Source organism: Chitinimonas naiadis (genome assembly GCF_054780835.1).
Genome location: NZ_BAAGVO010000002.1, coordinates 283,461 through 306,015, shown reverse-complemented (window position 1 = coordinate 306,015; position 22,555 = coordinate 283,461). Strand labels below are relative to the sequence as shown.

Sequence of the window (22,555 nt, the reverse complement as noted above, 5' to 3'; positions counted from 1 at the left end):
GGGTGGCGAATGTCCCGGATTCGCCACCCCGCCGCGCCCGCTATCCCGCTTGCCGATCAGGCCGGCGTACGGTATGACTTGCGGTCTGCCTGTTGACCTAGTCGGTCGTCAGGCCGGCCATTTCGACGGCTTCATGGCGTTGCTGTTCTTCCATCACGAGCAGGGAGAGCTCACGCTTGAGGGCGTTGAACTCGGCCGAGCTTGGATCACGCGGCCGCGGCATATCGACGATGACGTCGCGCTTGATGGTACCTGGCCGGTAGGTCAGCACCACGATGCGGTCGGCAAGGTAGATCGATTCCTCGATGGAGTGGGTCACGAACAGGATGGTCTTGCCGAACTCGTCCCAGATACGCAGCAGCTCGTCCTGCAGGCTGCGACGGGTCAGGGCATCGAGCGCGCCGAAGGGTTCGTCCATCAGCATGATGGGCGAATCCAGTGCCAGCACCCGGGCGATGGCAACGCGTTGGCGCATGCCGCCGGACAGGTCCTTGGGGAAACGGTCGCGGAATTCCTTCAGCTTGAGTTTCTCCAGCAGCACGCTGACCTTGGCTTCGATCTCTGCCGGGCTGACCTTCTTGACCTTGAGGCCGAAGGCGATGTTCTCGGCCACGGTCATCCAGGGGAACAACGCGTACTCCTGGAACACCATGCCGCGATCGGGACCGGGCTCGGTGATCAGCTTGTTCTCTACCGTGATCTGTCCGGCTGTCGGCAGCGAGAAGCCGGCGACGGCGTTGAGCAGCGTGGATTTGCCGCAACCGGACGGACCCAGCAGGCAGACGAACTGGCCGGCCGAAATCTCCAGGTTGATGTCGCGCAGGGCGATCACGTCGTCCCCGGGCGTCTTGAATACCTTCTGCACATTCTGAATGCTGATCTGGCTCATGACGGCCTCCTTATTGCTCAAGGCCGCGGTGCCAGCGCAGCAGGTGGTTGTTCAGGCGACTCATGGCGGTATCGATGGCGAGGCCGATGATGCCGATGCTGAACATGCCGGCGATGATCTTGTCGGACCAGAAATACTCGCGTGCTTCGAGGATGCGGAAGCCCAGGCCGTTGTTGACCGCGATCATCTCGGACACGATCACCACGATGAAGGCGGTGCCCATGCCGATGCGCGCACCCGACAGGATGTAGGGCGTGGCGGCCGGCAGCATGACGCGGGTGAACATGGTGAACTGGTCCACGCCAAGGTTGCGGGCCGCGCGGACGTAGATGGAATCCACCTGCCGCACACCTGCGATGGTGTTCATCAGGACCGGGAAGAAGGCACCGATGGCGATCAGGAAGATGGCCGGCGGGTTGCCCAGACCGAACCACAGGATGGACAGCGGGATGTAGGCGATCGGTGGGATGGGCCGCAGTACCTGCACCAGCGGGTTGAAGATGGCGTTGACCTTGTTGCTGGCTCCCATCAAAAGGCCCAAGGGCAGTGCAAGGCCGGCACCGATGGCGAAGCCGACCAGCACGCGGTACAGGCTGCCAATGGAGTCGGCAATCAGCTCGCCGGAGAACATCCACTTCACGTAGCTGGTCTGTGCCGGGTCGTAGGGCATCAGGGGGGTGGCGTACTCATACCACTTCTTCAGCACCGCCCAGGGGGATGGCAGGATCTGCGGGTTGATCCACTCGAGGTGGGCTGCCAGTTGCCATAGCAGCACAGCGACGAGCGGAACCACGGTGCCGACGAGGCCGGCACCCAGTTTCTTGAGGTTCATGATGGTGTGGTTCCGCTTGTGTTACTTCACGCCCAGCGACTGCTTGGCGGCATTCAACAGGTCCAGTTTGACCCAGTCCTTGGCGACGGGTGGCTTGGCCATCTTGCCCACGCCGTACTTCACCATCAGGTCAGTGGTGATCTGCATGTGCTCGGTGCTCAGCTCATAGGCGTAGGGGCTGTTGCCGATGGCGTCCTGGAAATCGTCCGCGGTGATCTGGTTCTTGAACATGGTGAAGCGGACGTAGTCTTCGGCCTTCTTCGGGTCATCCATGAAGGTCTTGGTAGCTTGCACGAAGCACTTCATGAATTTCTCGGCCAGCGGCTTGTTGGCGTACAGCTTCTCGGTCATCACCAGGGTGCGGATAGGCTCGCCCATCGGGGTGTCGTAGGGCTTTAGCAGCTCGATGCCCCAGTTCTTGTTGATGGCTTGCGAGGCTTGCGGCTCGGACTGGGCCATGGCGTCGATCTGCTTTTGCATCAGGGCCTGGTTCAGGTCGGCGAACGGCATGTAGACGATCTGCACGTCCTTGCCGGGCTGGTCCGACCAGGTCAGGTTGAACTTGGCGAGTTCCGCCATCAACAGCAGTTCCTGCGCACCACCACGAGCGACGCCGACCTTCTTGCCCTTGAACTGGGCGACCGACTTGATGCCGGAATCCTTGCCGATCACGATGCGGGCACCGCCCTTGGCAAAACCGGCTACGGCGTAGACCGGCACACCGGCGGCGCGGCCGGCGATGGCGGCATCGGCCGCGCTGGCTGCGACGTCGATCTCACCTGCAATGATGGCCGGCATGATGTCCAGGCCCTTGGCGAACATCCGTTCCTCCACCTTGATACCGCACTTGGGACCGAGTTCCTTGAGATAGGACACCGCACCGTAGTGAGCAAAGCGCAGGTTACCGAGACGAATGACATCGTCGGCAGCATGAACGGCGGTAAACGACATGGCGGCGGCGGCCGCCGTAAGAATGGCGAATAGTTTCATTGCAGCACTGTCTCCAGTTTTGGTTTTCGTTTGACCAGACAAGCAGGTGGATTCTGGTCGCAGCCTGTTTGTTAATGCAAGCAGCTTGCCAGCTCGCAGCCGGAATCAAAAAAAAGCCAAGGCAATGATTTACCTGGGGAAAAACTGAATACTTACTCTACACCCCAGCACCATTCGGCGGAATCTCGCACATCACCCCCATTTACTCGGCGGAAATCCGCGCAACTTATTCGCTATCGGGCTGCCGGGCGGGGTGGGTGGCGGCAAAGGCGGGTAGCTCGGCCAGGTGCGCGTCGATCGCCACAATGTGGGGGAAAGGCGTGAGATCGAGCTGGAAGCGCCGGGCGTTGAATACCTGCGGCACGAGGCAGAGATCCGCCAGGGATAGCTCACCTCCGTGGCAATAGTGCTTGCTGCCTGCGCGTGCCAGTTCGGTTTCCAGCGCGGTGAAGCCGATCCCCACCCAGTGTCGTATCCATTCGTCGACCACCTCCTGGGATTGGCCCAGCGTGCCTTTGAGGTATTTCAGTATCCGCAGGTTGTTGATGGGATGGATATCACTGCAGATGGCGTAGGCCAATGACCTGACCTGCGCGCGTGCCAGGGCATCGGCCGGCAGCAAGGGCGGCTCGGGGTAGCGCTCGTCCAGGTATTCGCAGATCGCCAGCGACTGGGTCAGGGCCGTGCCGTCGGTCACAAAGGTCGGAACCAGGCCATAGGGGTTCACGGACAGGTAGTCGGACTTGCGTTGCTCGCCCCCGTCGCGCAGTAGATGGACCGGCACGGCCTGGTAGTCGAGGCCTTTCCAGTGCAGGGCGATACGTACCCGCCAGGCGGCGGAGGAGCGGAAGTAGGTATAAAGCTTACGTTCGGACATGGCTTATCGCGTCAGGTAGCGGTTGTAGATACGGTCCAGCTCGCCGCTTTGCCGAAGTGAGAGGACGACGGCCGAGAGCCGCGCCAGCATGGCGGGATCGACCTGCTTGGCGACCACCAGTTGCTGCGCCTCCTCGCCAAAGACCGTCGGCAGCAGACGGACCTGCGACGCCACTTTCTGCTCCCGGATCAGCGTATTGAGTACCAGCTCATTGTGATAGAAGAAGCGTCCCCTGCCACCGATCAATTTGCGCAGGTTGACGCGGTTGTCGCTGGCGCCGTCGTCAACGGCGACACCATGCTGCCGAAGCATCTCGACAAATGAGATGCCTGCCGTGGCGATGACGGCCCCCTGCTGGGACTGCTGGGCCAGCGCGTCGAGATCGGCCACCTGCACGGTATCGTCGGCCCGCACGGCAACGCGGTGCCGTATGGTGTAGAGCGGTGTTTCGATGAAGGTCGCGAAACGCTCCCGGCGCGGTAGCTTCACCAGGCCGCAAAACACGTCGAAGCGGCCATTCTCCAGGCCGTGTTCGATCTGCGGTAGCGACCAGACAGTCCCCTCCCCCGCGAAGCGCAGACCAGGGTCCGCCTTCGTGATGGCGGCGAGAATATCGGGGCACAGACCGGTCGCCTTGCCATTGACCAGCTGATACTTGGGCACGGTGCTCTCCTGCCCTGCCGTCCGCAGGACGCGCAACTCCTCCGCCCAGGCCGTACCGAACAGCACGGTGAGAACCAGCCCACATACCGCCATGATGCGCATCATGCCGCCTCCTTGTTATGACCTCATTCTAACGAGGGCAAGGGAAAAGCGGACGACTCAATTTGGGTGCGGACCAACAGCCTGTGACCAGCGACCGTCACAGGCTGAATGGCCGCACCTGTTTGCGCTTTACCGAAGCACGACCGTCTGTTCGATGCTGCCGAAGATGGACTGGCCCTTGCTGTCCCACATGTCGATCTTGACGGTGTCGCCCTGCTTGAGGAAAGGCGTCTTGGCTGCGCCCTGCTCGATGGTCTCGATCATGCGTACCTCGGCCAGGCAGCAGGAGCCGCGGCTGCGATCCTTGTTCGAGATCGTGCCCGAACCCACGATGGAACCAGCACCCAGCTTGCGGGTGCGGGCCAGGTGGGCGATCAGGTCGGCGTGGCTGAAGGTCATTTCCTCGCCGGCGTTGGGCTCGCCAAACCATTCGCCATTGAGCCAGACCCGCAGCGGCAGGTGCAGGCGGTTGTCGTACCAATGGCCTTCCAGCTCGTCCGGCGTCACCGCCACCGGGCTGAAAGCGCTGGCCGGCTTGGACAGCACGAAGCCGAAACCCTTACCCAGCTCGTTGGGGATCAGGTTGCGCAGGCTGACGTCGTTGACCAGCATCACCAGCCGCACATGCTTGGCGGCGGCTTCGGCACTGGTGCCGACGGCGACGTCGTCGGTAATGACCGCGACCTCGGCTTCCAGATCGGTACCCCAGGCTTCGTCACTGATGGTGATGGGATCGCGGGCGCCCAGCATGTCGTCCGAGCCACCCTGGTACATCAGGGGATCGGTATAGAACGATGGCGGCATCTCGGCATTGCGGGCCTTGCGGACCAGCTCGACGTGATTGAGATAGGCCGAACCATCCACCCACTGGTAGGCGCGTGGCAGCGGCGCGGCGCAATCAGCCGGGTTGAACGGCAGGGCATCGCTGCGACGGCCGGCATTGAGGTCATCGCTGACCGCACGCAGGTGCAGGGCGGTATTGGCCCAGTCGTCGAGCGCGGCCTGCAGGGTTGCGGCAATCTGCGGTACGGCGACGTACTGGCTCAGGTCGCGGCTGACCACGACCAGGCGGCCATCGCGGCCATGTTTAAGGCTGGCAAGCTTCATAGTCGATCAGTCTTTCTTTACTTTCCAGCTATCGGCGTAGCCGGTCCACTCCACCCTGAAGGCGGCATCGGTCAGGTCCAGCGGATCGCGGGCGTCGATCATGACGGCGACTTCGTCGGTTTCCTTCTTGGCGTGCGTCGCACCGGCGGCGAAAGCCTTGGGGTGCGGACCATGCGTGAAACCACTGGGGTGGAAGCTAACCATGCCGGGATGGATGTTGTCGCGGCTGAAGAAGTTACCCTTGTGATAGAAGATGACTTCGTCGTAATCGTCGTTGTTATGGAAGAACGGCACCTTGAGCGCACCGGGATCGGACTCGATCGGGCGCGGGCAGAAAGTGGTAACGATGAAGCGGTCGGTCTGGAAGGTCGTATGGACCGACGGCGGCAGGTGGTAGCGATGCGACATCACCGGCCGGATATCGCGCCAGTTCAGTTTCACCGGCGTCAGGTCGCCATGCCAGCCCACCGCATCCAGCGGATTGAACGGATAGGTGATGGTGGTCAGCGCGCCGCGGCGCTTCACGATCACGCGGGTCTCGGTCTCGCCCTGCTGGGCGCGGAAGGCGTCGTCCATCAGGGGACGCGCCAGTACGGCCGGGTCGAAGATCGCGTGCGGTCCGAGCATGCCCTTTTCCGGCAGGCGGTAGGCCGCTTCGGTCGCCTCGATCATCAGGATCGCCAGCGGGGCGGTGACGTCGATACGCCACATGCAGCCACGCGGCAGCACCACGTAGTCACCCTCGCCGATGCTCAGGTGGCCCCAGTCGCAGAACAGCTCGCCCTCGCCATCGTGCACGAACAGCAGTTGGTCGCCATCGGAATTGCGGGCCAGGGCCGGCATGGATTCCGCCAGGCGCCACCAACGCACTTCGCAATGGGGGTTGTGCATCATCAGGCTGGCTTGCCAGGGGCTGCTCGCCTGCTGTTTGGCCTCGACAAAATCCAGCGCGCGCGGCTTGACCGGGCCGTCGAAGCTCGACCAGCCGGTAGGGGGATGCTTGTGGTGGAAGTGGGCGGCCGGGCCACCGAAGCCCTCCTTGCCGACTTCACGCTCGAAGGTGCCTTCCGGCAGGTCGGCGTGCGCCTGCTTCGAATGGAGGCCATCAGCCAGCGGCAGACGTATCCAATGCATTGCTTGTCTCTCCAGTACGGTTCTGCATGGCGGCGGGGCCCTGCCCCGCCGTCCTCAGTCGGTCTTAAGCCGAAACTTTTTCGTCGGCCTGGATCACGCCACGACGGACCTGATCCAGCTCGATCGATTCGAACAGGGCGCGGAAGTTACCCTCGCCAAAGCCTTCGTCACCCTTGCGCTGGATGATTTCGAAGAAGATCGGGCCGATGCAGGTCTCGGTGAAGATCTGCAGCAGCAGGCCGCCGCCAGGGGCACCGTCGAGCAGGATCTTGTTGGCCTTCAGACGCTCGATATCCTCGCCATGACCTGGCAGGCGCTTGTCCAGCAGTTCGTAGTAGGTATCCGGCGTGGTCAGGAAGTTCACGCCGCGCGCCTTGAGCTTCTCGATGGTTTCGTAGATGTTCTCGGTGGTCAGCGCGATGTGCTGGATGCCCTCGCCCTTGTACTCGCGCAGGTATTCCTCGATCTGGCTCTTGTCGTCGGACGACTCGTTGATCGGGATGCGGATCTTGGCGCAGGGGCTGGTCAGTGCGCGGCTCTTGAGGCCGGTCAGCTTGCCTTCGATATCGAAGTAGCGAATCTCGCGGAAGTTGAACAGGGTCTCGTAGAACGAGGCCCACTTGTCCATGGCGCCGCGATGCACGTTGTGGGTCAGATGGTCGATGACTTTCAGGCCACAGTCGTTCTTGGCCGGATCCGCCCCTTCGATGGGGATGAAGTCCATGTCATAGATCGAGGCCTTGCTGTTGCCTTCGTAACGGTCGACGAGATACAGCAGCGAATCGCCAATACCCTTGATCGCCGGAATATTCAGTTCCATGGCGTTCGGGCGGCTTTCCACACCCCAGGCACCCAGTTGCAGTGCGCGCTCATAGGCCTTGGCGGCGTCCTTGACGCGGAAGGCCATGGCACAGGCGGACTCGCCATGCTGCGAGGCAAAGCGCGAAGCAAAGCTGTGCGGTTGGGCGTTGACGATCAGGTTGATATCGCCCTGACGGTACAGGATGCAATCCTTGGAACGGTGACGGGCGATGGCGGTGAAGCCCATCAGCTCGAACAATTCGCCCAGGGCCTTGGTATCGGGACCGGTGAACTCGACGAACTCGAAGCCGTCGGTGCCCATGGGGTTGATAGGATCAATCATTGTTTATCTCCGGTTGGCCGTACGGCGATTTGCAAGCAAGCCATGGCTATACGCCCAGGCATAAAAGCTGTTTTCAAGTTGATCGAAGCTGTCGATCACGAAGAGTTCTTCCTGCATGTGCCAGATGTCGTAGGTCTTGTTGGCAATCACATCCAGGTCGAACGCGAGTTTCTTGGGGCCATCGGACAGGCTGTAGAGCACTTCCTTGGGCGAGGACAGGATGCCGGCGCCGTAGATGCGCAGGCCGGCCGGGTTGTGGATCAGGCCGTATTCGACCGTGTACCAGTAGATGCGCGGCAGCCAGTCGCGGGCAGCCGGATCGACCTGCGGGTTCTCGAAGGCGGCAACGCCGGCCTTGCCGAATTCCTCGAAGAAGGTGCAGAAGCGCGGATTGACCAGCAGGGGCGCATGGCCCAGCAGGTCATGGAACATGTCCGGACTGGGGGTGTATTCGATCTCGTCCGGCCGACGGATGAAGTCGGTCGACGGGAAGATGCGCTGGCTCAGGAGCTTGAAGAACTCGTAGTTCGGCACCAGGCCATCGACCCGGGTCAGGGTCCAGCCACTGTGCTGCTCGATATGGTCGCTGATCTCGGCGAGCGTCGGAATCCGCTTGGAAGGAAAGCCCACGGTCTCGAGCCCGGCCAGGAACTCATCGCAAGCCCGGCCTGGCAGCACCTTGTGCTGATTGGCGTACAGCTGCGCCCAGGTGTCGTGCTCGATGTCGGTATAGCTCGGTACTTCCACGATGTGGATGTCCCGATAGTCGGGGATGCAATCGTGCATGCCGCGCGGAGTGAGCACTGTATCCATGATGTAGCTCCAGACCCGTTTTGCCAGGTTCGTTTGATGGCGGAAGGATACGGAAGCCCATGCGCAATGTGCTTGCTTTATGTCGCGCAAAGCAGCGCAGCATTGGCATAAAATGCTAAAACCACCGCATCTAGAGCACAGAAATGATCGAACTCGACAAGATCGACCTGAAAATCCTGGCGGCCCTGCAGGAAAATGGCCGGCTCAGCAACCTGGAGCTGGCCGACGCCATCAACCTGTCCCCCTCCCCTACCCTGCGCCGGCTCAAGCGGCTGGAGCAGGAAGGTGTGGTGGCCCGCTACGTCGCCCTACTCGATCCATCCAAGGTTGGACTGGGTCTGGAGGCCTTCGTTCGGGTCATGCTGGACAAGCGGGAACGGCAATTCGCCGCCTTTGCCCAGGCAGTGCAAACCTGGCCGGAAGTCGTGGCCTGCCACGCGATGGCGGGGGAGATGGACTACCTGCTGCGCGTGGTATTCGAGGACTTGAGCCATTTCTCACGCTTCGTGATGGATACCTTGCTGCAGCATCCCGGCGTGGTAGATGTGAAGTCTAGCTTCGTACTGCAGGCAATCAAGCAGACGACGGCCCTGCCGCTAGAGCATCTGAACCGACGTGGAGGATAGACGGGAACCGGGACGGCATCTGCCCGGCACAAAGATTGGTGCCTGCGACCGATCGGAAATCGGTAGCGGTCAGTCAGCGCGGTAGCGCGGTACGGGTCGCCTGGGCGTGTCGCGCCAGTGCCAGTTGGCAAATGCACTCGCACAGGGCGGGGAAGTCGATGCCCACGGCGGCGGCCGACTGTGGCAGCAGGCTGGTTGCCGTCATGCCGGGCAGCGTGTTGACCTCCAGGCACCACAATTGTCCATCCGCATCCAGCCGGAAGTCGGCGCGGCTGTAGCCATCCAGTTTCAGTACGTGATGGGCCAGCACCGCCAGGCGCTGGGCTTCCTGTTCGATGGTGGGCGGGACATCGGCCGGGAAGACCTCGCGTACTGCACCGGCCTGATACTTGGTCCGGTAGTCGAATACCGGCTGCGTGCCGAGCAGGATTTCCCCCACCGCGAGCGCCTTGCCGTCCAGCACGCCGACCGTCAGCTCGCGGCCGGCGATGTAGCGTTCCAGCATGACCTCACCACCGTACTGGCCGGCAAGCCGGATCGCCGGCTCTAGCTCGGCCGGCTGGCGTACGATGGACAGCCCGACCGTCGATCCCTGGCTGTTGGGTTTGACGATCAGTGGAAAACCCAAGCCGCTGGCAACGGCGGCGGAACCGGCCGGTGCCATCATCCAGCTCGGCGTCGGAATATCGGCCGCGACAAATAGCCGCTTGGCCATGTCCTTGTCCATGGCGATCGCACTGCCAAGCTGGCCGCTACCGGTATACGCCACGCCGGCAAGATTCAGCATGGCCTGCAGGGTGCCGTCCTCTCCGGTGCCGCCATGCAGCGCCAGGAAGACCAGATCCACATCGGCCAGGTCCGCTGCCCGGAACAGCGCACCACCTTGCTGCCGCATCAGCGCAAGACTGTCGGCATCCGGCGGCAACACCGCCACCTTGCCGGACAGCAGCTGGGCCTCCCGCTCGCCGGTCAGAAGGCCTTGCGAGGTTTCCACCGTCAGGACTTCATGGCCTCGGCTGCGCAAGGCGGCGACAACCTGACCCCCGCTGGCGATCGACACGTCCCGCTCTTCGCTGGTGCCACCCATCAGCACCGCGATCTTCATTTTCGCTACGCTCATCGAACCGGTTCGCCTTGTGGATGTTCAAAGAACCGGGCTGCGACGCACCATGCCGGCACGACTTGGACGAGTGGCATGCTGGTAGGCGTTACCGGTGCGGGCTGCGGCAAGCTCCAGCTCGGTCGATTTCGCCAGGCAGTCTTCCAGCGTATGGCGGTAGACCTCGCTGGCGGGCAACCAGGGGAAATCACGCAACTGACCGTGGGCACGCATACCGAGCTTATCGAGCACCCGGCGGGAAGAAAGATTGTCGGGGCGTACCAGGGCATGGACCTCGCTGGCACCCAGTCGCTCACGCGCCACTTGCAGGGCAAAACGGCCAAGTTCGGTCGCGAGGCCCAAGCCCCAGGCCGAGGGCCGCAGGCGGTAGCCCAGATTGAGTCGCTGCTCGCCACCGTAGTCGCGCCAGGACAGCCCACCAACACCGATGACCTGCTCGGGGGCATCACGCAGCGCCACGATCCAGAGTCCGAAGCCATGCTGGGCCCAGTGAATATGCCAGCGCCAGACCAGATCGGCAGCGGCATCGCGGTCGCGCAGCGGGCCTGCGGGGTTGTGACGATTGGTCTCGGGATCGCCGAAGATCTCGTATACGGCATCGATATCGGCCTCGGTCGGCGCGCGCAGGAGCAGGCGGTCGGTCGTCAGTTCGGTCGGGATATCGATACGGCGCATCGTGGTCTCCGTGGCAGCGAGTTACTGCCCAATCAGCAATGACGCCATTCTGTAGCGCAACAGCACTAAGAGGAATACGATATCTCCTTATAGTTTTTATAAGTACGGCTTATGTCTCTGATGATCAGTGATCTGGAACTGCTGCTGGACGTGGCAGAGCGTGGCAGCTTCAGCCAGGCGGCGGCCGCCCGGGGCTGGTCACAGCCGCAGGTCAGCCAGCGCATTGCACAGCTGGAGGCCGGGCTTGGTACGCAGTTGTTCATGCGGCATCGGCGCGGCGCGGTGGCAACCGCCGCCTGCAACCGCTATCTCGAGTCCGTGCGGCGCGCGCTGGGAGAGCTCAATAGCGGCCGGCTGGCCATCCAGGGTGCACCCGCCCTGCCGGAGGCGCGGGTTGGCTGTCCGCCCTCGCTGGCCTCGCTCGTGTTCAGCCCGCTGGTGGCCGCGCTGGCGGAATCCGCCATTGAACTCTTTTGCCATACCGATCACTCCCCCGAATTGATGGAGCGGGTACTGAGCGGCCGCCTCAAGGTGGCCTTCGTCCTCAACCGTCCCACCATTACCGGCATCCAGCTCGAGATGCTCGCGCAGTCGCCCATCTTCGCCATGGTGGCGGCGGATCATCCGCTGGCCGACGCCGGACCACTGCCGCTGGCAGCCATCGCCGACGCGCGGATATCGCCACAATGGTGGGGACCGGATGCGGAGTCGCTGGTGCAGCTCTTGCGCCAGCACCGTCGCGCTCCCCTGCCCCTGCATACCAACCAGCCGGCGACGACCGCTTGCGAGCTGGCACTGGAACACGGCTTTATCGTGTTCATGCCGGCGATCGCCGCCCTGCGCGAACTGCAGTCAGGTCGCTTGCGTATCCTGGAGATTACCGACCTGCCGCGATGGGACTGGGAGGTCATGATGGCCTACCGGGCCGGTAAAAGACCGGACGAGAGCCGCGATACGGTGCTGGCTGCAGCACGCCAGCTGGGCACACGCTGGCGGCAGGCACTGGCTGAGCTGCAGGTCGCCACATGATGTCGGGTAAACCCGAGGCCTTGCTGGCCGGAGCAACAGGCAGGACCGGCGAAGCCTTGCTGAATGCCCTGCTGGCCTGCGGCCGCTACGACCGCATCCATCAGCTGACCAATCGCCCGCAGGGCAGCAGTACGCGGCACCTTACGTACTGGCAGCTGCCTGATCCGCTGACCGAGGATGCCTTGGCCCAGGCCACGGCGCCGGTAGTGCAGGATGTATTTGTGATGAGCTTTGCCGACAGGCTGCATTCGGTACGTGATCTGGCCATACACAGTGTGGCGTCGGAACTGGCCGAGACCGTGGCCATGACGGCCGCCAGGGCCGGTGCACAACGACTGTTCCTGGTCTGCCCGATTGCTGCGACCGAGCAGATGTCGGATTTCCGGCACTTCTACGCCGGCGCCGAGATGACCTTGCGACTGACCAGACTGCCTTACCGCAGTGTGGCAGTCCTACTGCCCACCGCCAATGAGCCATTGGCAGGCCCGGTCGGTTTCTGGCGCGGCCTGCTTCAGGGCTATTTGTCGCAATTTCGCCTCATGTTGCCGCAAGGTGTTGCCCCTTTCACACCGGGACGTTTTTGCGAAGCAGTGCTGCGCGTGGCCGCGCAGGACGAACAGGGTATACAGGTCTATGGTGCCCAGCAGTTGCATACGCTGCTGAAATCCCCCTCTCCGACCTGAATATCAACAGAGCAAGCGCTTGGTTTTTTGACGAAAACCCGTCTACTCCCGCATCATTAGACGGTTTTACTTCCCGCGGCGCACCCCGGCGCCGATAACAACAGCGAGGACACACCCCGTGGAACGCGAATTCATGGAATACGACGTGGTGATCGTCGGTGCAGGCCCCGCCGGGCTGAGCGCCGCGATTCGCCTCAAGCAACAGGCCGCCGAAAAGGGAACCGACATCAGCGTCTGTATCCTGGAGAAGGGCTCGGAAGTCGGTGCCCATATCCTGTCCGGTGCGGTGATCGACCCTATCGCCATGAACGAGCTGTTCCCGGACTGGAAGGAACGCGGTGCACCGCTCAACGTACCGGTGACCGAGGACAAGTTCCTGGTCCTGGAAGCGGACGAGAGCTATCGCATCCCGAACTTCCTGCTGCCGCCGCTGATGAACAACCACGGCAACTATATCGTCAGCCTGGGCAACGTCTGCCGCTGGCTGGCCACCCAGGCCGAAGCGCTGGGCGTGGAGATCTACCCCGGTTTTGCCGCCGCCGAAGTGCTCTACCATCCGGATGGCTCGGTCAAGGGCGTGGCAACCGGCGACATGGGTATTGCCAAGGATGGCAGCCACAAGCCGGAATACGCGCAAGGCATGGAGCTGCATGCCAAGTACACCTTGATCGCCGAAGGGGTGCGCGGCTCCCTGGCCAAGACACTGCAAGCCAAGTTTGACCTGCGCGACGGCGTGGACCCGCAGAAGTTCGGCATCGGCATCAAGGAGCTGTGGAAGGTTGACCCCAAGCAGCACAAACCCGGCCTTGTCATGCACTCGCAAGGCTGGCCGCTGGATGCCAACACCGGTGGCGGCTCCTTCCTGTACCACCTGGACGACAATCAGGTCGTGGTCGGTTTCGTGGTGCATCTCAACTACGAGAACCCCTACCTGAGCCCCTACGACGAATTCCAGCGCTTCAAGACCCACCCAGCCATTCGTGGCCTGTTCGAGGGTGGCAAGCGCATTGCCTACGGCGCACGGGCGATCAACGAAGGCGGCCTGCAGTCCATCCCCAAGCTGACCTTCCCCGGTGGCGCCCTGATCGGCTGTTCGGCCGGATTTGTGAACGTCCCGCGCATCAAGGGCAGCCACAACGCCATGAAGAGCGGCATGCTGGCCGCCGACGCCGCATTCGAGGCCATCAGCGCCGGCAGCCAGGGTCATGACGAGCTGGTCAGCTACCCGCAGAAGTTGCGCCAGTCCTGGGTCTGGGATGATCTGGACAAGGTCCGCAACGTCAAGCCGGCACTCAGCAAGTTCGGTCTGTGGGCCGGCACCGTCTACGGTGGCTTTGACATGTGGTGCCATTCGCTCGGCATCCGCCTGCCCTGGACCTTCCGTCACAAGAAGGGCGACCACGAATACCTCAAGCCGGCCGAGGAATGCACGCCCATCTCGTATCCCAAGCCGGATGGCAAGGTCAGCTTCGACAAGCTCAGCTCGGTGTTCATCTCGAGCACCAACCATGAGGAAGACCAGCCCAGCCACTTGAAGCTCAAGGATGCCAACGTACCGGTCAAGCTGAACTGGAACGTCTACGCAGGACCCGAGCAACGCTTCTGCCCGGCTGGCGTCTACGAGTTCGTCGGACAGGAAGAAAACCAGCCTCGTCTGCAGATCAACGCGCAGAACTGCGTGCACTGCAAGACCTGCGACATCAAGGACCCCAGCCAGAATATCAACTGGGTGGTGCCTGAAGGTGGCGGCGGTCCGAACTACCCCAATATGTAATAGCCCCTCCGGGTAAGGCCAAGGCCGCGATGCAGATCGCGGCCTTTGTTTTTTGGACTGGCGCGCTGCATTTTGGTTATGTTATAACATTATATGTTACGTTATATCGTAATAAACATACTGCAAACTGGGCTGACCTGAACAGGTGAGCCCGTCTTTCCTTATCCGGAGCCTTCCGATGTCCTCTCGCCATTCCCGCCACCCAGGCCTACGCCTGGGTACCCTCAGCGTTGCCGTCCTGCTGGCCCTGCCCGCGTTCGCCGACGACACTCCCGACCTGCAAGCCATCGTAGTCACTGCCAATCCACTGCGCAGCAGCGAGATCAGCACGCCGAGCAGCGTACTGACCGGCGACGCCCTGCTGCTACGCCAGGCCGGGAGCCTGGGGGCTGTCCTGGACGGGCTGCCTGGCGTGAGCGCCAGCGCGTTTGGCCCTGGTGCCAGCCGACCGATCATTCGCGGGCTGGATGGCGACCGTATACGCATACTGCAAAACGGTGTGACGGCACTGGACGCCTCCGCGCTCTCCTTCGATCACGCGGTGCCGCAGGACCCGTTTGCCGCCGAGCGCATTGAGGTGGTGCGTGGCCCGGCCGCCCTGCTCTATGGCGGCAGCGCCATTGGTGGTGTGATCAATACCCTGGACCAGCGCATACGGCGCAACCCGACTGAGGGTATCAGCGGCCAGGTGGATCTGAATGCCGGTGGTGCCGGTCATGAGCGAAATGCAGCGGTAGCGGTGGATGCGGGCAACGGCCAGTTTGCCCTCCATGCCGACGCTGCCTCCCGCGATGTCGGCCAGCTGCGCATACCTGGCTATGCCTGGACGCCGGCGCGACGCGCCTTGGCGGAAGGCGAGGAAGAACAAGCAGCCGCTGCCGCCCGCGACAGGCTGCCCAATAGCAATGGCCGCTCGGTCAGCGGCGCGGTAGGCACCAGCTGGACCTGGGCGGATGGTTACCTGGGGCTCTCCTATGCTGACTACCAGGCCAACTACGGCTCAGTGGCCGAAGCTGGCGTGCGCCTGGACATGCACCAGCAACACCTTGCTGTTGCCGGTGAGGTGCGCGCCCTGCCCGGGCTGTTCCAGTCCTTGAAGTTTGATTTCAGCGACACCGACTACGAGCACAAGGAGATTGAGGACGGCGAGGTAGGCACCCGCTTTACCCACAAGGGCTACGAAGCACGGCTGGATGGCCGCCACCGCAAGCTGGGTAGTTTTGATGGCGTGGTGGGTTGGCACGGCAGTGCCACCCGTTTTGCTGCCTTGGGGGAAGAAGCTTTTGTGCCACAGACCGACAGCGACAGTAATGCGCTCTTTGTGCTGGAAGAGACGCCACTGGCAAGCGGCCTGAAGCTGAGCCTGGGTGGACGACTTGAGCGCACCCGCCATACCCCGGATGGTCAGGGCAATGCGCGCTTTGATGGTGATCACGGACGCAGTTTCAATGCCGACAGCTTCTCCGCCGGCCTGCTGGCGAAACTGGGCAGCGGCTGGTCGCTGGCCGCGAATGCCGCCAGTACCGAGCGCGCTCCGACCTTCTACGAGCTGTATGCCAACGGCGAGCATGTGGCGACCGGCATTGTGGAGCGTGGCGACAACGCCGCCAGCAAGGAAAAGGCCCGCTCGCTGGACCTGGCTTTGCGGTACGCCAGCGCGACGACCCACGCCAGTATCGGCACCTACTACAGCCGCTTTGACAACTTCATCACCCTGATGCCGACCGGCCAGTTCTGCGCAGAAGATGCCTGCTCCACCGACGAAGCGGGTGGCATAGCGGAATACCGCTACCAGGGCGTACCCGCCAATCTGCACGGCGTGGAGTTCGAAGGTAATACCAAGCTGCTCAGGATCAGTGCCACTGGCGACTGGACGCTGGACTGGCGCGGCGACTATACCCGCGCCACTAACCGGTCGAGCGGCGAGCCCCTGCCCCGTATTACCCCGCTACGCGTGGCGCTGGGCCTGGGCTACGGCGCCGGCCCCTGGAGCGCTCACCTGGGCGTACAGCACGCTGCCTCGCAGAACCGCGTGCCCGTGGGGGAAAGCACGACGGAAGGCTATACCACGGTGGACCTGAGCCTGAGCTACCGCTTCAAGCTGGCCGCCAGCGAATGGCTGGCCTATGCGCGCGGTGACAATCTGGGCAACCAGGAGGTGCGCTACGCCAGCTCGCTGCTGCGCGACATAGCACCACAGGGTAGCCGGGCGTTGAAGGTGGGCTTGCGCGGCACATTCTGATCACCGATCAATGCCTGTGAATTGAAAAACAAAAGGCCCCACGGTGTGGGGCCTTTTGCATCGGCGCTATGCCTGATGATCAGTACGAACGAGCCGTGCTACCACCCGTCCCCACCGCCACGTAGACACCACCACCAGTGATCATGTCCTTGGGGTTGCCGGTCATGCCGGTGCTGCCCAGGGTCCAGGTACCGTCGCCCTTGCCGGTCAGCAAGGTGCCATTGTCGCCTACGATGACGAACTGGCCGACAGCAGAGACCGCCGTCAGGTTCTGGGTGGTGCCCGAGGCATTGGCGGTCCAGGTCATGGGACCATAAACGCTGGTATCCGTCGCGTCGCCCGGTTTGACACGGACACCAGTAATGCCACTAGTACTGGAGAGTACCGTGCCGTTATTGCCCACGGCGACAAAAGTGCTGCCGTTGTAATAGATACCGCGCAAATCGGCGGTCGTATTGCTGGTCTGAGCCGTCCAGGTCTTCGCGTCAAGACTGGTCAGGATCGTGCCGCCGGCGCCGACAGTAATAAAGCCGCCGGCCGTAAACAGACCACGATACAGATTCTTGGTAGTACCCGAGGTCTGTGCGGTCCAGGCCGAAATATCCGGTGGGCTGGTCAGGATCGTGCCGCCATCACCCACCGCCAGATAGACACCGGCACCAGCGGCGCTATTCAGATGGTTGATACGCTGGGTAGCGTTGGTAGGCACCGTCGAGGCTGTCCAAGTGTTGGCATCAGTGCTGGTCAGCAGCTTGCCATCCGTACCCAGCACCATGAACCTGACATTGTCGAAAAAGATCGTGGTCAGGTCGGCCGTGGTACCGGAAGTCAATGCGGTCCAGTCCTTGCCATTGGTGCTGCGCTGAATCGAACCACCGTTACCGACCGCCATGTAGTAACCACTGTAAGCAAGGCCGTTCAAGGTTGCAGTTCCGGCGTTGCTGCCAAGGGTCCACACACCACCAGCAGGGCGCGGCACAGCCGACAGGGAAGCGGTTGCCGGGCCGGCACCGCTGCCATTCTGGGTGGAGTTCATGATGAAGGAATAGGTCTTGCCGTTGGTCAAGCCACTGATCACCAGCGGTGAACGGGCCGGCCACAAAACACGTGCTTCCGGGAATTTCGCATAGTTCTCGGTCGTGACCGACGGGGCGGCGGCACCGAATACCCAATAGGTAATGGCTGGATCATCATCCCAGGTGATGGTTACCTGGCCTTCTCCGGCCTGGACGGCGAAATTCTTGGGGGCCTCGCCTGGCTTGGATTCGGAACCACAGGCGCCCAGCGCCAGCAGGGAAGCCAGCAGCGCAAGACGCCACCAGGACTTAAGTATGTTCAGGACCACTGCAATTATTCCTTTCAGGTGAAACAGCCGAATCCGGCACCAGCGCTAAGCCAGGCCTTGTGGCTACGGGCGATCCGCCTTGGTCAGGCGGCACGGCGACCAATGTAACGGTCGCCATGATAAGCAATTGGAGTGTTGCAAGATATTGCCAATGGTATCGAATGTCGACGATTCAGCGGGAGTTTCCCGCATGAAATTGGCGGGACAGGCTCCGAAAGCCACGACCGGCCCGGAGAAACACCGCGAATGTAGGCTCGGCGCCGCATACTACGTAGTAACCGCAGTTGAGTAATTGCTCAGATGAATCAGACACTTGTCGATATCGGCTTGCTTGCGATGCGACATATCGTTACGAGATCGGGATTTCCCGCTCGGCCGCGCCGCGCAGCCGGCCTATAATTGTCAGCTAACCTACCAAAGACGATGTCGGAGTTTGAGATGGATGAAGAACTGCGCAAGAGCGCACTCGAATATCACCAGTTTCCGAAACCGGGCAAGATTCAGGTCGCCCCGACCAAGCCGCTGGCCAGCCAGCGTGACCTTGCCCTGGCCTATTCCCCTGGTGTTGCCGCTGCCTGCGACGCCATCGTTGAAGACCCACTGAACGCCTTCAAGTACACCGCCCGTGGCAATCTGGTCGCGGTGATTTCCAACGGCACCGCCGTGCTGGGCCTCGGCGACATCGGCCCACTGGCCGGCAAGCCGGTGATGGAAGGCAAGGGCGTCCTGTTCAAGAAGTTCGCCGGCATCGACGTGTTCGACATCGAAGTCGACGAGAAAGACCCGGACAAGCTGGTCGATATCATCTGCGCGCTGGAGCCAACCTTCGGCGGCATCAACCTGGAAGACATCAAGGCGCCCGAGTGCTTCTACGTGGAGCAGAAGTGCCGCGAACGGATGAAGATTCCGGTCTTCCACGATGACCAGCACGGCACCGCCATCATCACCGCCGCCGCCGTACTGAACGGCCTGCGCGTGGTGGACAAGGACATCGGCCGGGTTCGCCTCGTGGTTTCGGGCGCCGGCGCTGCCGCCATCGCCTGTCTGAATCTGCTGGTCCAGCTGGGCGTCAATCCAGCCAATATCATCGCCTGCGATTCCAAGGGCGTGGTCCACACCGACCGCGAAGACTGGGACCGTCTCGATGAATCCAAGAAGCGCTACGCGCAGAAGACCGATTTCCGCACCCTCAAGGATGCGATGGTCGGCGCGGATATCTTCCTCGGCCTGTCCGGTCCCAAGCTGGTGAGCCAGGACATGGTACGCAGCATGGCCAGCCACCCGCTGATCCTGGCCCTGGCCAACCCGGAACCGGAAATCCTGCCACCGCTGGCGAAGGAAGCCCGCCCGGACGCCATCATCTGTACCGGTCGTTCGGACTTCCCAAACCAGGTCAACAACGTCCTGTGCTTCCCCTTCATTTTCCGTGGCGCACTCGATGTGGGCGCGACCACCATCAATGACGACATGAAGCTCGCTTGCGTACGCGCCATTGCTGATCTGGCGCTGGCCGAGCAAAGCGACGTGGTCGCCGACGCCTACACTGGCCAGTCGCTGACCTTCGGTCCAGACTACATCATTCCGAAGCCGTTCGACCCACGCCTGATCGTGAAGATCGCCCCGGCCGTGGCACAAGCCGCCATGGATTCCGGCGTCGCTACGCGCCCGATCGAGGACATGGTCGCCTACCACGAATCGCTGCTGCAGTTCGTGTACAAGTCCAACCTGTTCATGAAGCCGGTGTTCACCGCCGCCAAGAAGGCCAAGACCCGCGTGGTCTACGCCGAAGGCGAGGATGAGCGCGTGCTGCATGCGGTACAGGAGATCGTCGACCAGGGCCTGGCCCAACCTATCCTGATCGGCCGTCCGAGCGTGATCGACATGCGGATCGAGAAACTCGGCCTGCGTATCCGCCCGGGTGTCGATTTCGAACTCGTCAACAACGAGAATGACCCGCGCTACCGCGAGTACTGGAACGAGTACTACCAGCTGCGCAAGCGCAATGGCGTGAGCCAGGAATTCGCCAAACGCGAGGTGCGCCGCAAGACCACGCTGATCGGTGCGCTGATGATGCGCCGTGGCGAAGCCGACGCGATGATCTGCGGCACTTATGGCCACTATCAGGACCACCTCGACTTCGTCTGCCAGACCATAGGCCGCAAGCCCGATACGCATACCTATGCCGCCATGAACGCGCTGATCCTGCCACGCGGCAACGTGTTCATTACCGACACCTATGTGAACCGGGACCCGAACGCCGAGCAGATCGCCGAAATCGCGCTGATGGCCGCTCAGGCCGTGCGCAACTTCGGTATCGCGCCGAAGGTCGCCCTGCTCAGCCATTCCAGCTTTGGCTCCGTCGATTCGCCCACCTCGCTCAAGATGCGCGATGCGCTGGCCCTGATCCGGGAACGCGCGCCGGACCTGGAAGTCGACGGCGAAATGCATGGCGATGCCGCGCTCTCCAGCCTGATCCGCAATATGGTGATGCCGGATTCGACGCTCAAGGGTGAAGCGAACGTGCTGGTGATGCCAACGCTGGACGCCGCCAATATCTCCTTCAACCTGTTGAAGGTCAGTGCGGCAGACGGCGTGACCATCGGCCCTATCCTGCTCGGCGTGAACAAGCCAGTGCATATCCTGACCCCGACTGCCTCGGTACGCCGTATCGTCAACATGACGGCCCTGGCTGCAGTGGAAGCCGCCCAGCAGGCCTGATTTTCCGGCCTGCAGAAAAACGCCCCGCCAATGCGGGGCGTTTTTGCTTAGAATCTTCATCGCTTGCCCTGCCCTGTCACGGCCCGACCTCGCCCCTGTGGTCCCGGCGCCTAAGCCTTCAGCCCTACCGGCCCCCTTGCGCATGTCCACCCCGAAAATAGACCTACGTCGCCTGATCCTCCTGCTGGCCTTTGGCTCGGTGCTGCTGACACTGGCCAATACCTTCTACGCCAGCTATCGGGTACAGCGCGACCTGCTGATCAGCAACGCGCTGGAAGCCAACCGGGTCTATGCGGCTAAGCTGTCCGAATCCACCGAGAATTATCTGGCGGCGACCATCCAGCAGCTGGAATACAGCGCTCGGCTGCTTCCTGGCCTGCTCGACAAACCGGCGCAACTCTTGGCCGAGGCAGACCGGTTGCGACAGCAGACCCAGAGCTTCAATTCCGTCGCGGTCATCAATACCGAAGGCAGGGTCTTGGCCACCTCGCCCGGCACACTCAACCTCGTGGGTACCGTCGTTAGCACCAGTGGTGCACAGGCGGCGCTGAAGGCACGCCAACCTCTCATCAGCTCGCCCTATCGCTCGGCAACCGGCAGGCTGATCATTTTCATTTCCCACCCTGTCTTTGCCGACAATGGCGACTACCTGGGCTATGTCGGCGGCTCCATCTACCTGCATGAAAAGAACATCCTGCACACGCTGCTGGGTGAACATTTCTATCGCGATGGCTCCTACGTCTACGTGGTAGATCACGGTGGCAAGCTGATCTATCACAAGACAGCAGTAAGGATAGGCGAGCAGGTCAGTGACAACACGGTCGTCCAGGCGCTGATGCGCGGCGAGGCCGGTAGCCAGCGCGTGGTCAACACGCAAAAGCAGGACATGCTGGCGGGCTATGCCTATATGAAATCAACCGGCTGGGGCATCGTGGCGCAGCGGCCCACCGAAGTGACACTTGCCGACCTGCAGCACCTGATGTGGATCACCCTGCGCAACACCCTGCCCCTGTTGTGCCTGTCGCTGTTGTTCATCTGGTGGCTGTCGAAATTGATTGCGCGTCCACTCTGGCAACTGGCGCACAGCGCGCGACAAATGGATGAGCACGACACGGCGACCGAGATTGCCAATGTGCGATCCTGGTACTTTGAAGCCAGTCAGCTCAAGCGCGCCATGCTGCTTGGGCTGGCACTGATCAACCGCAAGATCCACCGCCTGAACCAGGAATCCCTGACCGACGCCCTGACCGGTCTGGCCAACCGTCGCGGCATGGATGCAGCGTTGGCCGACCTGCAGGCCAACGCTCAGGCCTTCGCCGTGATTGCTATCGATATCGACCATTTCAAGCGCGTCAACGACAAGTACGGTCATGATGTCGGTGACCAGGTGCTGCAGCAGTTGGCTGAGCTGATGCGCAAGGGATCTCGTGGTGGGGACGTACTGGCCCGACCAGGCGGCGAGGAGTTCATGATGCTGCTACCTCAGGCGAGCCAGGATGCCGCGTGCCAGGTGGCCGAACGGCTTCGGCAAGCCATGATGGCGAGTCCCAATGCGAGTAAGGAGACCATTACGATCTCGCTGGGCATCGCCCACTGGCCCGAGACCGATGCAGACCTGGCGACGGTGATCCGACGGGCAGATGCCGCCCTCTATACGGCAAAGCACAAAGGACGGAACTGCGTGGTGCGATCGGACGCAAACGATACCTGAAGCCTTGGCCGGAACACTTCAGGCGGCCAGCCGGAAACGCATTCGGTGCGGCAAGCAGCTTCTGCCAGCGTTGCCGGAGCC

19 protein-coding genes are annotated in these 22,555 nt (G+C 62.2%); 7 read left to right on the top strand and 12 right to left on the bottom strand.

All coding sequences use genetic code 11. From position 1 onward, the window contains the following. Window positions 1-97: 97 nt before the first annotated feature. The 9 genes from ACYVHK_RS03715 to ACYVHK_RS03675 all read right to left on the bottom strand — a co-directional run bounded on the left by ACYVHK_RS03715 (window position 98) and on the right by ACYVHK_RS03675 (window position 8,551). A complete protein-coding gene (locus ACYVHK_RS03715; protein ID WP_460527728.1) occupies window positions 98-889 on the bottom strand; it encodes an ABC transporter ATP-binding protein in 792 nt (263 codons plus the stop codon). A gap of 10 nt (window positions 890-899) precedes the next feature. Beyond that, window positions 900-1,721, bottom strand: coding sequence for an ABC transporter permease (locus tag ACYVHK_RS03710; protein ID WP_460527726.1), 822 nt, complete (start codon window positions 1,719-1,721; stop codon window positions 900-902). Between the two features lie 21 nt (window positions 1,722-1,742). Further along, complete coding sequence (locus ACYVHK_RS03705) at window positions 1,743-2,711, bottom strand: ABC transporter substrate-binding protein (protein WP_460527724.1); 969 nt, start codon at window positions 2,709-2,711, stop codon at window positions 1,743-1,745. A 226-nt stretch (window positions 2,712-2,937) separates the two neighbouring features. Then, entirely contained in the window at window positions 2,938-3,588 is a 651-nt protein-coding gene (gene maiA, locus ACYVHK_RS03700; RefSeq protein ID WP_460527722.1) for a maleylacetoacetate isomerase family protein, read from the bottom strand. Between the two features lie 3 nt (window positions 3,589-3,591). Then, window positions 3,592-4,356, bottom strand: a complete 765-nt coding sequence (locus tag ACYVHK_RS03695; protein WP_460527720.1) for a substrate-binding periplasmic protein — start codon at window positions 4,354-4,356, stop codon at window positions 3,592-3,594. Window positions 4,357-4,482: 126 nt separating this feature from the next. Beyond that, window positions 4,483-5,460, bottom strand: a complete 978-nt coding sequence (locus ACYVHK_RS03690) for a fumarylacetoacetate hydrolase family protein (protein ID WP_460527718.1) — start codon at window positions 5,458-5,460, stop codon at window positions 4,483-4,485. 6 nt (window positions 5,461-5,466) lie between these two features. Continuing rightward, window positions 5,467-6,594, bottom strand: a complete 1,128-nt coding sequence (locus tag ACYVHK_RS03685) for a homogentisate 1,2-dioxygenase (RefSeq protein ID WP_460527716.1) — start codon at window positions 6,592-6,594, stop codon at window positions 5,467-5,469. Between the two features lie 64 nt (window positions 6,595-6,658). After that, entirely contained in the window at window positions 6,659-7,738 is a 1,080-nt protein-coding gene (gene hppD, locus ACYVHK_RS03680) for a 4-hydroxyphenylpyruvate dioxygenase family protein (RefSeq protein ID WP_460527714.1), read from the bottom strand. Between the two features lie 3 nt (window positions 7,739-7,741). Continuing rightward, window positions 7,742-8,551, bottom strand: a complete 810-nt coding sequence (locus tag ACYVHK_RS03675; protein WP_460527712.1) for a phenylalanine 4-monooxygenase — start codon at window positions 8,549-8,551, stop codon at window positions 7,742-7,744. 143 nt (window positions 8,552-8,694) lie between these two features. Between ACYVHK_RS03675 and ACYVHK_RS03670 the strand changes: the two genes are divergently transcribed. Further along, a complete protein-coding gene (locus ACYVHK_RS03670) occupies window positions 8,695-9,177 on the top strand; it encodes an Lrp/AsnC family transcriptional regulator (RefSeq protein ID WP_460527710.1) in 483 nt (160 codons plus the stop codon). 73 nt (window positions 9,178-9,250) lie between these two features. Here ACYVHK_RS03670 and ACYVHK_RS03665 read toward each other — a convergent pair whose 3' ends face one another. Both ACYVHK_RS03665 and ACYVHK_RS03660 read right to left on the bottom strand, forming a co-directional pair. Further along, window positions 9,251-10,297 carry a D-alanine--D-alanine ligase gene (locus ACYVHK_RS03665; RefSeq protein ID WP_460527708.1) on the bottom strand — a complete coding sequence of 349 codons (1,047 nt, stop codon included), beginning with the start codon at window positions 10,295-10,297 and terminating at the stop codon, window positions 9,251-9,253. A gap of 24 nt (window positions 10,298-10,321) precedes the next feature. Further along, complete coding sequence (locus ACYVHK_RS03660; protein ID WP_460527706.1) at window positions 10,322-10,972, bottom strand: GNAT family N-acetyltransferase; 651 nt, start codon at window positions 10,970-10,972, stop codon at window positions 10,322-10,324. A gap of 111 nt (window positions 10,973-11,083) precedes the next feature. Here ACYVHK_RS03660 and ACYVHK_RS03655 point away from each other — a divergent pair, with 111 nt between their 5' ends. From ACYVHK_RS03655 to ACYVHK_RS03640, 4 genes are all read left to right on the top strand, one after another. Continuing rightward, window positions 11,084-12,001 carry a LysR family transcriptional regulator gene (locus ACYVHK_RS03655; protein WP_460527704.1) on the top strand — a complete coding sequence of 306 codons (918 nt, stop codon included), beginning with the start codon at window positions 11,084-11,086 and terminating at the stop codon, window positions 11,999-12,001. Then, a complete protein-coding gene (locus ACYVHK_RS03650; RefSeq protein WP_460527702.1) occupies window positions 11,998-12,684 on the top strand; it encodes a Rossmann-fold NAD(P)-binding domain-containing protein in 687 nt (228 codons plus the stop codon). The genes ACYVHK_RS03655 and ACYVHK_RS03650 overlap by 4 nt, the downstream gene beginning before the upstream one ends. 133 nt (window positions 12,685-12,817) lie before the next feature. Further along, on the top strand, window positions 12,818-14,458 hold the full coding sequence (locus ACYVHK_RS03645; protein ID WP_460528349.1) for an electron transfer flavoprotein-ubiquinone oxidoreductase: 1,641 nt from the start codon (window positions 12,818-12,820) through the stop codon (window positions 14,456-14,458). Window positions 14,459-14,636: 178 nt separating this feature from the next. Continuing rightward, on the top strand, window positions 14,637-16,700 hold the full coding sequence (locus ACYVHK_RS03640; RefSeq protein ID WP_460527700.1) for a TonB-dependent receptor: 2,064 nt from the start codon (window positions 14,637-14,639) through the stop codon (window positions 16,698-16,700). 79 nt (window positions 16,701-16,779) lie between these two features. On the opposite strand, the gene ACYVHK_RS03635 is transcribed toward ACYVHK_RS03640, so the two are convergent. Continuing rightward, window positions 16,780-18,045 (bottom strand): WD40/YVTN/BNR-like repeat-containing protein, encoded by a 1,266-nt coding sequence (locus ACYVHK_RS03635; RefSeq protein WP_460527698.1) that lies wholly within the window; start codon window positions 18,043-18,045, stop codon window positions 16,780-16,782. A gap of 438 nt (window positions 18,046-18,483) precedes the next feature. Here ACYVHK_RS03635 and ACYVHK_RS03630 point away from each other — a divergent pair, with 438 nt between their 5' ends. Together ACYVHK_RS03630 and ACYVHK_RS03625 are read left to right on the top strand one after the other, a co-directional pair. Then, a complete protein-coding gene (locus ACYVHK_RS03630; RefSeq protein WP_460527696.1) occupies window positions 18,484-20,763 on the top strand; it encodes an NADP-dependent malic enzyme in 2,280 nt (759 codons plus the stop codon). A gap of 142 nt (window positions 20,764-20,905) precedes the next feature. Beyond that, window positions 20,906-22,474 (top strand): sensor domain-containing diguanylate cyclase, encoded by a 1,569-nt coding sequence (locus ACYVHK_RS03625; protein WP_460527694.1) that lies wholly within the window; start codon window positions 20,906-20,908, stop codon window positions 22,472-22,474. Window positions 22,475-22,555 lie beyond the last annotated feature (81 nt).